This is a genomic window from Klebsiella terrigena (genome assembly GCF_006539725.1).
In the GTDB taxonomy this organism is placed as follows: domain Bacteria; phylum Pseudomonadota; class Gammaproteobacteria; order Enterobacterales; family Enterobacteriaceae; genus Klebsiella; species Klebsiella terrigena.
In genome coordinates this window covers 20,863-34,744 of record NZ_BJNO01000012.1, presented here as the reverse complement: position 1 = coordinate 34,744, position 13,882 = coordinate 20,863, and the positions used below count along the sequence as shown (strand labels likewise).

Here is a 13,882-nt window from a genome sequence, read left to right as displayed (position 1 = left end):
ACACATAAAAAAGGCGACCCTTGTGGTCGCCTTTTTGTTATTCCCGCGCGACGATAACCCTTCGCGCTGGCCGCGGTTTATTGCGGCCGCTCTTTCAGCGGGAAGCGGCGGCGTACCAGCACAAAGAACAGCGGCACGAAGAAGATGGCCAGCACGGTGGCGGAGATCATGCCGCCCATCACCCCGGTGCCGACCGCGTGTTGGCTGCCCGAACCCGCGCCGGTGCTGGTCGCCATCGGCAGCACGCCGAAAATAAAGGCCAGCGAGGTCATCAAAATTGGCCGCAGGCGCTGACGGCAGGCCGAAAGCGTCGCAACCAGTAAATCCTCGCCTTTTTCATTGAGCTCGTTGGCAAACTCGACGATCAGGATGGCGTTCTTCGCCGACAGGCCGATAACCGTCAGCAGCCCGACCTGGAAGTAAACATCGTTCTCAAGACCGCGCATCCAGGTTGCCAGCAGGGCGCCGATGACCCCCAGCGGCACCACCAGCATCACGGAGAACGGAACCGACCAGCTCTCATACAGCGCCGCCAGGCACAGGAAGACCACCAGCAGGGAGATCGCGTACAGCGCCGGGGCCTGGGCGCCGGATAAGCGTTCCTGGTACGACATCGCCGTCCATTCGAGGCCGAAGCCGTTCGGCAGCTGCTGCGCCAGCTCTTCCATAATCGTCATCGCCGTACCGGTACTGACGCCCGGCGCGGCTTCGCCGACGATTTCGACCGCCGAGTAGCCGTTATAGCGTTCCAGGCGCGGCGAGCCGGTTTCCCAGCGCGAGCTGGCAAAGGCCGAGAAGGGAACCATCGTGCCGCTGCTGTTGCGCACGTACCACTGATTAATGTCGTCCGGCAGCATGCGGTATTTTGCCGCCGCCTGGACGTAGACTTTTTTCACGCGACCGCGATCCATAAAGTCGTTCACGTAGCTCGAGCCCCAGGCGGTTTGCAGCGTATCGTTGATGTCATCAATCGATATCCCCAGCGCCTGCGCCTTGCGCTGATCGATATCAACCTGCAGCTGCGGGCTATCGTCAAGGCCGTTGTGGCGCACGCGGGTCAGCTGAGGATTGTTGGCGGCCAGCTCCAGCAGGGAGTCACGGGCGGCCATCAGCGCGTCGTGGCCGTTGCCGGCGTGGTCCTCAAGCTCCATATCAAAGCCGGCGGAGCTGCCCAGCCCGCTGATGGCCGGCGGGCTGCTGGCGAAGACGCGCGCCTCTTTAATCTTGTTAAAGGCTTTGGTCGCCCGTTCGATAATGGCAAAGGCGGAGCCGCTGGTGGGGTCCCGCTGGTCCCAGTCCTTCAGGCGCACGAACATTCGCGCCACGTTCTGGCCGTTGCCGCCCGGGCCGGAGCCGATGGTGGCGAACACCGATTCGACGTTGGTTTTCTCGTTCTTAAGGAAGTAGTCTTCGGCCTCCTGCACCACCTTCAGCGTCTGCTGCTGCGTAGATCCGGCGGGCAGCTGCACCGAGGTGGTGAACATCCCGCGATCTTCCTGCGGCAGGAACGAGGTCGGCAGGTGCATAAACAGGAACACCATCCCGCCCAGCAGCAGGACGTAGATCGCTATCCAGCGCAGCGAACGGTGCAGAATTTTGCCAACCGAAGATTCGTAGCGGCTGGCGTTACGGTCAAACATGCGGTTAAACCAGCCAAAGAAGCCTTTCTGACCGTGCAGCTCGCCCTTGTGAATCGGTTTGAGCAGGGTGGCGCACAGCGCCGGAGTGAGGATCATCGCCACCAGCACCGACAGCACCATCGCGGACACAATGGTGATTGAGAACTGGCGGTAAATGGCGCCGGTGGTGCCTCCGAAGAAGGCCATCGGGATAAACACCGCCGACAGCACCATGGCGATACCCACCAGCGCGCCCTGGATTTGACCCATCGATTTGCGGGTCGCCTCCCGGGGTGAAAGTCCCTCCTCGCTCATGATGCGTTCGACGTTCTCCACCACCACGATGGCGTCATCTACCAGCAGGCCGATCGCCAGCACCATGGCAAACATCGTCAGGGTGTTGATGCTGTAGCCGCAGGTATAGAGCACCGCGAAGGTGCCCATTAAGACCACCGGGACGGCAATGGTCGGGATCAGCGTGGCGCGGAAGTTTTGCAGGAACAGGTACATCACCAGGAACACCAGGGCGATCGCTTCAATCAGCGTTTTCACCACGTCGGTAATCGACGCCTTAACGAAGGAGGTGGTCTCGTAGGCGATTTTATACTCCAGGCCGTGGGGGAAATATTGCGAAAGCTCGTTCAGGCGGGTGATGACCCGCTCAGCGGTGGCCATTTCGTTGGCGCCGGAGGCGAGCTTAATACCCAGCCCTGATGCCGCCTGGCGGTTATAGCGGCTGAGGTAATCGTACTTTTCGGCTCCCATCTCAACGCTGGCAACGTCGCCGAGCGTCACTTCCGAGCCATCCTGATTAACGCGCAGCGTAATATCGCGGAACTGATCCGGCGTCTGCAGCAGCGACTGGGCGTTGATGGTGGCGTTAAGCGCCTGCTTATCAACCGACGGCGTGCCGCCCAGCTGGCCCACGGCAATCTGGGCGTTCTGCGATTCGATGGCGTCGGTCACGTCTTTCGCCGTCATCTGGTAGCTGTTGAGCTTCGTCGGATCGAGCCAGATACGCATCGAGTACTGGGAGCCATAGGCATCGATATCACCGACGCCGTTAACCCGGCTTAAGGGATCCTGGACGTTACTGGCAACGTAGTCGGCAATATCCTGCTTGTCCATGCTGCCGTCGGTGGAGACAAAAGCGAGGGTCAGAATATTGGTATCACCGGTTTTACGCACCGTGACGCCCTGATTTTGCACCGCCTGCGGCAGCTTACGCATCGCCGACTGCAGCTGGTTTTGCACCTGCTGCACCGCTTCATCGGGGTCGGTTCCGGCGGTAAAGCTCAGGGTGACAGTTGCCTGGCCGGTGGCGCTGCTCTGCGATGACATGTACATCAGGTTATCGAGGCCGGTCATATTCTGCTCAATAACCTGGGTGACGGTATTCTCCAGCGTTTGCGCGGAGGCGCCGGGGTAGTTGGCGGTGATCCTCACGTTCGGCGGCGCCAGCTCGGGATATTGCTCAACGGGAAGCGATAAAATCGCGAGCGTTCCGGTCAGGCATAAAAGAATAGCCAGTACCCACGCAAAAATGGGGCGATCGATAAAGAAATTCGCCATCAGAATTAGGACCTCATTTTGTACATTTTTTGTTATTGCACAGCCTGTGACACTCTAGCGGTAAGCCCGCAGGCAATCGTGGAGAAATTAAGGAGATAGTGTAATTTATCGTGTGCCTTTTACGGCACGGTAAAGAAGTGTCCTGCCCCTTTACCGAAGGTCGCTTCATTGCGTTACCCTTTCGCAATTGCTGCCGGAAGTAAACACGTTTTATCGCTTTTATGCCGGGCCTGATTATCGACTTAATAAGTAAAACATCATTTCATTTAAGTCAAAAAATTTGATCCAAAACGGATTATCGCCAGATAAGCGCTATCCTGGGCAAATGAACATTGTTTCCGCCCCATCTTGTCGGGTAATTAATAGCTATGCTAACCGCATGGTTATTTACCGGGAAGACGGAAGGATGCCATGAACCACTTTATTTTGAGCGATAGTCACAAATGTATCGGATGCCGGGCCTGCGAAGTGGCCTGCGTCATGGCGCATAACGATGAGCAGCACGTCCTGACCGAACGGCGTTTTTTGCCGCGGATTGTGCTCATCAAAGGCGAGCAAAAATGTAACCCCATAACGTGTCACCATTGTGAAGGCGCGCCCTGCGCCCGCAGCTGTCCGAACGGCGCGATAAGCCAGGTTGACGGCAGCGTACAGGTGCGCCAGGAAAAGTGTATCGGCTGTAAATCCTGCATGGTGGCCTGCCCGTTTGGGGTAATGCAAATCGTGCTTACGCCGCTGGCGGCGGGAAAAGTAATGGCCACCGCGCACAAGTGCGATCTGTGTCGCGAGCGCGAAGCGGGTCCGGCCTGCGTGCAAAACTGTCCGGCGCAGGCGCTGCAGCTGGCCGACGAAGAGACGCTGCTCGGCCTGGCGAAACGACGACGCCTGCGGGCGGCCCGCATGGAGGCGCAGCCGTGGCATAGCTATCCTGCAGACCTCATGCCAACAGAGCGTAACGATAAGGTTGAGCAGATGGCGGCAACGCCGCCGCGCGCGGAGGCCGAGAGGCTCGCACCGGCGCTGCGTAAAACGCATTTTTCTGAAATCTACCTGCCGCTTTCCGCGGCCCACGCGCAGCAGGAGGCTCAGCGCTGCATGAAGTGCGGCGAGCACAGCATCTGCGAATGGACCTGCCCGCTGCACAACCACATCCCGCAGTGGATTGAAAAGGTGAAGGCCGGGGATATCGCCGCTGCCGTTGAGCTTTCTCACCAGACCAACTGCCTGCCGGAGATCACCGGCCGCGTTTGTCCGCAGGATCGCCTGTGCGAGGGGGCCTGCACGCTGCATGATGAAAATGGCGCGGTCACCATCGGCAATATTGAACGCTATATTTCGGACCAGGCGCTGGCGGGCGGCTGGCGGCCGGATCTGTCGCAGGTGGTTGCCAGCGGCAAAAAGGTGGCGATTGTCGGCGCCGGCCCGGCCGGACTCGCCTGCGCAGACCTGCTGGTACGCAACGGCGTGCAGCCGGTAGTGTTTGACCGTCACCCGGAAATCGGCGGCCTGCTCACCTTCGGTATTCCCGCCTTTAAGCTGGATAAATCGCTGCTCTCCCGGCGGCGGGAGATCTTTAGCGCAATGGGCGTGCGCTTTGAGCTGAACTGCGAGGTGGGCAAAGATATTCCCCTCAACGCGCTGCTGGACGACTACGACGCGGTGTTTATCGGCGCCGGGACCTATCGCTCGATGAAGGCGGATTTGCCGAATGAGGAGGCTCCCGGGGTGTACGACGCGCTGCCGTTTCTGATTGCCAACACTAAGCAGGTGATGGGGCTGAGCGAGCTGGCGTCGGAGCCCTATATCGATACCCACGGGCTGGAGGTGGTGGTGCTGGGCGGCGGCGATACGGCGATGGACTGCGTGCGCACCGCGCTGCGTCACGGTGCGAAGCGGGTCACCTGCGCCTATCGTCGGGACGAGGCCAATATGCCGGGGTCGAAAAAAGAGGTCAAAAATGCCCGCGAAGAGGGGGCGATATTTGAATTCAACGTTCAGCCGGTGACCCTGGAGCTGGATGCTAACGGCCGGGTCAACGGGGTGCGCTTCCTGCGAACCCGGCTCGGCGAACCGGACGCCCAGGGGCGCCGCGCACCCTCGCCGATTGCGGGCAGCGAATTCGTGATGCCGGCGGATGCGGTGATTATGGCCTTTGGCTTTCACCCGCACCGCATGCCGTGGCTGGAGTCCGTCGGCGTGCAGCTGGACGGCCGCGGGCGGATCCGCGCGCACGTTGAAAGCCGCTACCGCTATCAGACCAGCCATCCGCAGATTTTCGCCGGCGGGGATGCGGTTCGCGGAGCCGACCTGGTGGTGACGGCGATGGCTGAAGGCCGCCATGCCGCGCGGGGGATCGTCGATTTCCTCGGCCTAAAATCGATTCCGCCCTGCTAACGACAAAGCGCGCTCCGCGGCGTAGTATGACTGCGTCATTCTCTGCTGCGGGGCCGTATGCCACTCAATATCAACGTCATTAAAGATAAAATCCTCTCTGAAAACTGGTTCGTTTTGCGCAACATGACCTACGAGCTGACGCGCGGCGACGGCAGCGTGGTGCGCCACAAGCGCGAGGTTTACGATCGCGGCAACGGCGCAACGGTTCTGCTCTACAACCGGCGTAAGCAGAGCGTGGTGCTGGTGCGCCAGTTCCGCGTCGCCACCTGGGTGAACGGTAACGAAGACGGCATGCTCATTGAGACCTGCGCCGGGCTGCTGGACAATGACGAGCCGGAAGCCTGCATTCGCAAAGAGGCGATCGAGGAGACCGGCTACGAGGTGGGCGAGGTGCGCAAGCTGTTCGAACTGTATATGTCTCCCGGCGGCGTCACCGAGCTTATCCACTTCTTTATCGCCGAATACAGCGATGCCCAGCGCAAAAACGGCGGCGGCGGGGTGGATGATGAGGAGATTGAGGTCCTGGAGCTGCCATTCTGCCAGGCGCTTGCGATGGTGGCCGGTGGCGAGATCCGCGACGGGAAAGCGGTTATCCTCCTGCAGTATCTCCACGCTTCGGGGTTGATGGCCGGGGATATCTGATAAATCCGATTGAGTAAACCCCCGGTGCTGGCGAAGATAGCGGCTGTTTTTCGCGCTAGCTTCCGGGGTTGTACCACGCATGTTTTATCGGCTTATCTTGGTTCTGCTTTTCGGTCTGTTCCCCGCCTCGCTGGCGTGGGCGGCGCCGGTGCAGCAGACGTTCAGCGACTGGCTGGTGACCTGTAATAATCAAAACTTTTGCGTAACCCGCAACGTCGGGCTGCACTATGGTCTGGTGATGACCCTCAGCCGCAGCGCCGGCGCGGCAACCGATGCCAGCCTGCGCATTGAGCTGGGCGGGGTCGGCAACCCGGTCGCGGCGCTGGCGCCGATCGGTCCTCGTCTGCTGCTGGACGGTAAACCTCTGGCGCTGGTGGATAAGCGCTGGCAGGTTGCCGATAAGCTGCTCAAAACCGGCGATAGCGCCACCATCGACGCTTTTCTCCAGCAGGTGCAGGAAGGGCAGGCGATAAGCCTGGTGGATGGCCTGCAGACCATTTCGCTGCAGGGCCTGAAGGCGGCGCTGCTGTTTATCGACAGCCGCCAGAAGCGGGTCGGCAGCGAAACGGCGTGGATTGGCAAAGGCGAAGAGCCGCCGCTCAGCGTCCCGCCGGCGCCGGCGCTGCGCACGGTGGCGAAAGTCGACGTATCGCAATCGCCGCTGAGCCGCGATGAGCTGAATGACCTGATGGACTATGGCAACGAGCGCATGAGCAACAGCGCCTGCTCGCTGGATCCCTCCCTGCGGGAAGTGCGGATTACCGCGCTGACCGATGAGAAGGTATTGCTGATGTTCAGCTGCGAAGCGGGGGCCTACAACACCGTATGGCTGGCGTGGCTGGTTTCGCGCCAGCAGCCGTACGTCGCGCATCCGCTGCGCCTGACTCTGCCTTTCCAGCCGCCCGGCGGCGCAGGACGTGAAATTGAGCTGATGAATGCCAGCATCGACGAGCAGCGCCACGAGCTGGTCACCCTTGAGAAGGGGCGCGCCCCGGGGGATTGCGGCACCCAGACCCGCTGGCGGTATGACGGCCAGCGGTTTAGCCTGGTGCGCTTTGCTCAGCAGCCGCAGTGCGATAACTGGCAGAGGCCAGATGCCTGGCCTACGCTGTGGATCACCCGTTAAGCAGCCCTTCGGCGGTGCTGACAATATTTTCGACGGTAAAGCCAAAGAACGGGAACAGCTTTTCCGCCGGCGCCGATTCGCCGTAGCTTCTCATGCCGACAATGGCCCCCTTCAGGCCGACGTATTTATACCAGTAGTCGGCAATCCCGGCCTCAACGGCAATGCGGGCGCTGACGTCAGACGGCAGCACGGATTCCCGGTATGCCTCATCCTGGGCATCAAACACGTCGGTTGACGGCAGCGACACCACCCGCACATTGACCCCTTTCGCCAGCAGCTTCTCCGCCGCCAGGGCGGTGATCTCTACCTCCGAGCCGGTGGCTATCAGGATCAGATCCGGCTTGCCTCCGGCATCTTTCAGCACGTAGCCGCCGCGCGCAATATCGTCCACCTGCTGCGGCGTGCGCGCCATCTGCGCCAGGTTCTGGCGCGACAGGATCAGCGCGGTCGGGCCGGTCTGCCGTTCGATGGCCGCCCGCCAGGCGACCGCGGTTTCTACCTGATCGCAGGGGCGCCAGGTGCTGAAGTTGGGCGTCAGCCGCAGGCTGGCCAGCTGCTCAACCGCCTGGTGGGTGGGGCCATCTTCCCCCAGACCAATGGAGTCATGGGTGTAAACCATGATCTGCCTGGCCTTCATCAGCGCGGCCATACGCGCGGCGTTGCGGGCGTACTCCACGAACATCAGGAAGGTTGAGGTGTAGGGAATGAATCCGCCGTGCAGGGCAATGCCGTTGGCGATGGCGGTCATGCCAAACTCGCGGACGCCGTAGTGGATATAGTTGCCGGCAGGATCGTCCTTAATAGAGGTCGAGCCCGACCAGATGGTCAGGTTGCTGGGCGCCAGATCCGCCGAGCCGCCGAGCAGCTCCGGCAGCGCGGGCCCGTAGGCGTTAAGCGCATTCTGCGAAGCTTTGCGGCTGGCAATTTTTTCCGGGCTGGCCTGCAGCTTCGCGATATAGCCGCGGACGATCTCGCTCCAGTTTTCAGGGAGATCGCCGTTCATCCGCCGCGTAAGTTCGTCCGCCAGCTCAGGGTATGCCTGACGATAGGCGGCGAATTGCTCGTTCCACGCGTGTTCGGCTTTTTCACCGCGCGGCCGGGCATCCCACTTTTGATAAATCTCTTTTGGGATCTCGAACGGCGGATATTTCCAGCCCAGCTTCTCGCGGGCTAAGGCGACCTCTTTTTCCCCGAGCGCCGCGCCATGCGCCTCTTCGGAGCCGGCTTTATTGGGGGAGCCGAAGCCGATGACGGTGCGGCAGATAATCAGCGACGGCTTATCTTTGACGCTTTGCGCCTCGCGAATTGCCTGCTCAATCGCCTGCGGGTCGTGGCCGTCGATATCGCCGATCACGTGCCAGCGATAGGCCCTGAAGCGTTCGGCGGTATCGTCGGTGAACCAGCCCTCAACGTGACCGTCGATAGAGATGCCGTTATGGTCATAGAAGCCGATAAGCTTACCCAGCCCCAGGGTGCCCGCCAGCGAGCTGGCCTCGTGCGAAACCCCCTCCATCAGGCAGCCGTCGCCCATGAAAACCCAGGTGTGGTGATCGACTATCTCATGTCCCGGGCGGTTGAACTGCGCCGCCAGCGTCCGTTCCGCAATCGCCATCCCGACCGCGTTCGCCAGCCCCTGACCGAGCGGGCCGGTGGTGGTCTCTACGCCTGGGGTGTAGCCGTGCTCCGGGTGGCCGGGGGTTTTAGAGTGCAGCTGGCGGAAGTTTTTGAGCTCTTCCATCGGCAGGTCGTAGCCGGTCAGATGCAGCAGGCTGTAGAGCAGCATCGAGGCGTGGCCGTTGGACAGCACAAAGCGGTCGCGATCGTACCAGTGCGGGTTCTCCGGGTTGTGCTGGAGGAAATCATTCCACAGGACTTCGGCGATATCCGCCATGCCCATCGGGGCGCCGGGATGGCCGGAATTGGCTTTCTGAACTGCGTCCATGCTAAGGGCGCGAATCGCGTTGGCAAGTTCTCTTCGGGACATAATGTACTCCTGAAACAATATGTTGCATGAGTTTTTTGTGATGAATGGTAGCGGAAGTTTTAGGGTGAATAACTAAAAAGCATAGCAGACAGGGCTATCATTGCCTGCGAAACTAGGTTACAAAAATGTTATAAATCGATAACAAATATACCTTTGTGATGGCGAGAGTTTGGCGGTGTTCAAAGTTTGGAAAGCCGTCAGGCGAGATACTATGCCCCACCTTGGGTGGACATCAGGATAGACATTGCCCGTCACCCCCTACGATCGATACGTGAAAGGAACAATAAAATGGATGAGCAGTTGAAACAAAGCGCCCTCGACTTCCATGAATTTCCAGTCCCTGGAAAAATTCAGGTCGTGCCGACCAAACCCCTCGCGACACAGCGCGACCTCGCGCTGGCCTACTCGCCGGGCGTAGCAGCGCCTTGCCTGGAGATCGAAAAAGACCCGCTGGCCGCCTATAAATACACCGCGCGCGGCAACCTGGTTGCGGTCGTCTCCAACGGTACCGCGGTGCTCGGTCTTGGCAATATCGGCGCGCTCGCCGGTAAGCCGGTGATGGAAGGTAAGGGCGTTTTATTTAAGAAGTTCGCCGGCATTGACGTGTTTGATATTGAAGTTGACGAGCTGGACCCGGATAAGTTTATCAACGTGGTGGCCGCGCTGGAGCCAACCTTTGGCGGCATCAACCTGGAAGATATCAAGGCGCCCGAGTGTTTCTACATCGAGCAGAAGCTGCGCGAGCGCATGAATATCCCGGTATTCCATGACGATCAGCACGGCACGGCCATTATCAGCACCGCCGCCATTCTTAACGGCCTGCGGGTGGTTGAGAAAAACCTCTCCGACGTGCGGATGGTGGTTTCCGGAGCGGGCGCCGCGGCTATCGCCTGTATGAACCTGCTGGTGGTGCTGGGCATGCAGAAACACAACATTGTGGTCTGCGACTCCAAGGGCGTGATTTATAAAGAGCGTGAGCCAAACATGGCGGAGACCAAAGCGGCCTACGCGGTGGACGACGACGGCAAACGCACCCTCGACGACGTGATCGACGGGGCGGATATTTTCCTCGGCTGCTCCGGCCCGAAAGTGCTGACGCCGGAGATGGTGAAAAAAATGGCCCGCGCGCCGCTGATCCTCGCGCTGGCTAACCCGGAACCGGAAATCCTGCCGCCGCTGGCGAAGCAGGTCCGCGAAGATGCGATTATCTGTACCGGCCGCTCTGACTATCCGAACCAGGTTAACAACGTGCTGTGCTTCCCGTTCATCTTCCGCGGGGCGCTGGACGTTGGCGCCACGGCGATTAACGAAGAGATGAAGCTGGCGGCAGTGCACGCGATTGCTGAACTGGCGCACGCCGAGCAGAGCGAAGTGGTGGCCTCCGCGTACGGCGATCAGGATCTGAGCTTCGGGCCGGAATACATTATTCCGAAACCGTTCGATCCGCGGCTGATCGTGAAGATCGCGCCGGCGGTGGCGAAGGCGGCGATGGACTCCGGCGTGGCGACGCGCCCGATTGAAGACTTTGATGCCTACATCGAGAAACTCAGCGAGTTCGTTTACAAAACCAACCTGTTTATGAAGCCGATTTTCTCCCAGGCGCGCAAAGAGCCGAAGCGCGTGGTGCTGGCAGAAGGGGAGGAGACGCGGGTCCTGCACGCGACTCAGGAGCTGGTCTCTCTGGGGCTGGCGAAGCCGATTCTGGTGGGGCGCCCGAGCGTTATCGAAATGCGCATTCAGAAGCTGGGCCTGCAGATTAAAGCCGGGGTTGATTTTGAGATCGTCAACAATGAATCCGATCCGCGCTTCAAAGAGTACTGGAGCGAATACTACCAGCTGATGAAACGCAGCGGCATTACCCAGGAGCAGGCGCAGCGCGCGGTTATCAGCAATACCACGGTGATTGGCGCGATCATGGTTCATCGCGGCGAGGCGGATGCGATGATCTGCGGCACCATCGGTGATTACCATGAGCACTACGCCGTGGTTCAGCCGCTGTTTGGCTATCGTGACGGCGTGAGCACGGCGGGGGCGATGAACGCGCTGCTGCTGCCGAGCGGTAACACCTTCATTGCCGATACCTACGTCAACCATGACCCGACGCCGGAGCAGCTGGCCGAAATCGCCCTGATGGCGGCGGAGAGCGTGCGCCGCTTCGGTATCGAGCCGCGCGTTGCGCTGCTGTCGCACTCTAACTTCGGCTCCGCCAACTGCCCGTCAGCGAGCAAAATGCGCAAGACCCTGGAGCTGGTGAAGGCGAGCGCGCCGGATCTGATGATCGACGGCGAAATGCACGGCGACGCCGCGCTGGTCGAAAGTATTCGTCACGATCGGATGCCGGACAGCCCGCTGAAAGGGGCGGCCAACATTCTGGTGATGCCGAATATGGAAGCCGCGCGCATTAGCTACAACCTGCTGCGGGTCTCGAGCTCGGAAGGGGTGACCGTTGGGCCGGTGCTAATGGGGGTGGCAAAACCGGTGCATATTCTGACGCCGATTGCCTCCGTTCGCCGCATTGTCAATATGGTGGCGCTGGCGGTAGTGGAAGCGCAAACTCAGCCGCTGTAATGAACGCAGCCCCGGATGACCGGGGCTGGGTTTAAATCCACTCTTTGACTTTGATAAAGTCGCTCAGGGCAGCCTCAGGGCTGCCTTCCTGCGGCTGGTAGTCATACTCCCAACGCACCAGCGGCGGCATCGACATCAGAATCGACTCCGTGCGTCCGCCGGTCTGCAGGCCAAATAGCGTCCCGCGATCCCATACCAGGTTGAACTCAACGTAGCGCCCGCGGCGGTAAAGCTGAAACTGACGCTCCCGCTCGCCGTACGGCATCGCTTTGCGCCGCTCAACGATCGGCAGATAGGCATCGGTGTAGCCGTTGCCCACCGCCTGCATAAAGCTGAAGCAGTGGTCAAAGTCCGGGGTATTTAAATCGTCAAAGAACAGGCCGCCAATGCCGCGCTGCTCGTTGCGGTGTCTGAGGAAGAAGTAGTCATCGCACCACTTTTTGTAGCGCGGATAGACCACTTCGCCAAACGGCTGGCACAGGTCGTGCGCGGTGCGGTGCCAGTGGCGAGCGTCCTCTTCAAAACCGTAGTAGGGGGTTAGATCGAAACCGCCGCCAAACCACCACACCGGGTCCGCGCCGGGCTTTTCGGCGATGAAAAAGCGCACGTTGGCGTGGCTGGTCGGCACGTAGGGACTGCGCGGGTGAACCACCAGCGAAACGCCCAGCGCTTCAAAGCTACGGCCGGCCAGCTCCGGGCGATGAGCCGTGGCCGAAGCCGGCATGGCGTCGCCGTGAACGTGAGAAAAGTTGACCCCGGCCTGCTCAAAGATAGCGCCTTCACGCAGCACCCGGCTTCGCCCGCCGCCTCCGCCTTCGCGCTGCCAGCTATCTTCGATAAACGGCTGACCGTCGAGGGCGCTTAGCTGCTGGCAGATAGCGTCCTGCAGCTGGAGGAGGTAGCGTTTAACCTGTTGCACGTCGGGCTTCATTTACGTCTCTTTGAGTGGGCTTTTTGATTATCGAACCAGTGGAAGTAGCTGATGATGCCGGAGGCAATGGCGCTGGCGATTTTCTGCCGAAACGCGGTGGTACCTAACAGCTTTTCCTCGCCCGGATTGGTAATAAATGAGGTTTCAACCAGCACCGATGGAATCGACGGCGACTTCAGCACGACGAAGGCCGCCTGTTCGGTGTTGCGGCTGTGAAGCTTATGCACCGGCTTAATATTTTTCAGAATATGCGAGCCCAGCGTCAGGCTGTTTTTGATGGTATCCGTCTGGACCAGATCGAAAAGCACCTGCTGTAACAGATGGTCTTTCGCGGTGGTCTTTTTGCCCGCCACCTCATCGGCGCGGTTTTCGCGATCGGAGAGGTATTTCGCCATCGCGCTACTGGCGCCGCGGTTGGAGAGGGCAAACACGGACGCCCCGGCGGCGCTGGGGTTAGTAAAGCCGTCGGCGTGAATAGACATAAACAGATCCGCACCGTGCTGATGGGCAATTTCCACGCGGTCGTACAGCGGAATAAAGGTATCGCCGGTGCGCGTCAGGCGCGCGTCGATGCCGTTACTGCGCAGAATGCTGCGCACGGTTTTGGCAATCGCCAGCACGACATGTTTCTCTTTGGAGCCGTTATGGCCGATAGCGCCGGTATCAATACCGCCGTGTCCCGGGTCGAGCATCACGACGCGCTTCGCGCCCGCTTTTTTGGCGGCCGGCTTACTGTGCCCATTGGAAGTCGTCAACGGCTGTTCTTTTGCGCTGGCCTGCGAGGCAATCCCGCTAAGGGTTACGGCAGCCAGCCCGGCTTTCAGCACCTGGCGGCGCGAAGCAAGTATTTTTAATGGTTTAAAAGTGCTCATTCGGCCTGAATTACAAACAAGTGGTACCCAATGTTATATCGTATCGTGTTTTCCGTTACGACCTTTCGTAATAAGAATTGTTTTACTTTTCATTTCAATACGTGACAAGGTCATATTATGTCATTTTTTGAGGTTAATTTCGCCTGATATTGGCTATCGGGCATAATCACGCCA

The 13,882-nt window shown here is 59.9% G+C and carries 7 protein-coding genes and 1 pseudogene; 4 read left to right on the top strand and 4 right to left on the bottom strand.

The window, feature by feature from the left end:
• Positions 1-77 precede the first annotated feature (77 nt).
• Positions 78-3,191: a multidrug efflux RND transporter permease AcrD gene (gene acrD, locus RTE01_RS14395; protein ID WP_041146670.1), complete on the bottom strand. Its 3,114-nt coding sequence runs from the start codon at positions 3,189-3,191 to the stop codon at positions 78-80.
• 411 nt (positions 3,192-3,602) lie between these two features.
• Here acrD and aegA point away from each other — a divergent pair, with 411 nt between their 5' ends.
• From aegA to RTE01_RS14380, 3 genes and pseudogenes are all read left to right on the top strand, one after another.
• On the top strand, positions 3,603-5,585 hold the full coding sequence (aegA, locus tag RTE01_RS14390; RefSeq protein WP_134527244.1) for a formate-dependent uric acid utilization protein AegA: 1,983 nt from the start codon (positions 3,603-3,605) through the stop codon (positions 5,583-5,585).
• Positions 5,586-5,642: 57 nt separating this feature from the next.
• Positions 5,643-6,240 (top strand): annotated as a pseudogene (nudK, locus tag RTE01_RS14385) (GDP-mannose pyrophosphatase NudK).
• A 66-nt stretch (positions 6,241-6,306) separates the two neighbouring features.
• On the top strand, positions 6,307-7,353 hold the full coding sequence (locus RTE01_RS14380) for a DUF1176 domain-containing protein (protein WP_134527238.1): 1,047 nt from the start codon (positions 6,307-6,309) through the stop codon (positions 7,351-7,353).
• Here the strand turns inward: RTE01_RS14380 and tkt are convergent.
• The gene (gene tkt / locus RTE01_RS14375; RefSeq protein ID WP_115192139.1) at positions 7,343-9,337 is read right to left on the bottom strand and encodes a transketolase; all 1,995 of its coding nucleotides are present in this window, start codon (positions 9,335-9,337) and stop codon (positions 7,343-7,345) included. The genes RTE01_RS14380 and tkt overlap by 11 nt on opposite strands.
• Before the next feature lie 288 nt (positions 9,338-9,625).
• On the opposite strand from tkt, the gene maeB reads away from it, so the two are divergent.
• A complete protein-coding gene (maeB, locus tag RTE01_RS14370; protein ID WP_041146665.1) occupies positions 9,626-11,905 on the top strand; it encodes an NADP-dependent oxaloacetate-decarboxylating malate dehydrogenase in 2,280 nt (759 codons plus the stop codon).
• A gap of 31 nt (positions 11,906-11,936) precedes the next feature.
• Here the strand turns inward: maeB and hemF are convergent, their stop codons facing one another.
• Positions 11,937-12,836 carry an oxygen-dependent coproporphyrinogen oxidase gene (gene hemF / locus RTE01_RS14365; protein WP_134527235.1) on the bottom strand — a complete coding sequence of 300 codons (900 nt, stop codon included), beginning with the start codon at positions 12,834-12,836 and terminating at the stop codon, positions 11,937-11,939.
• A complete protein-coding gene (amiA, locus tag RTE01_RS14360) occupies positions 12,833-13,708 on the bottom strand; it encodes an N-acetylmuramoyl-L-alanine amidase AmiA (RefSeq protein ID WP_041146663.1) in 876 nt (291 codons plus the stop codon). Before amiA ends, hemF begins: the two co-directional genes overlap by 4 nt.
• Positions 13,709-13,882: the final 174 nt, after the last annotated feature.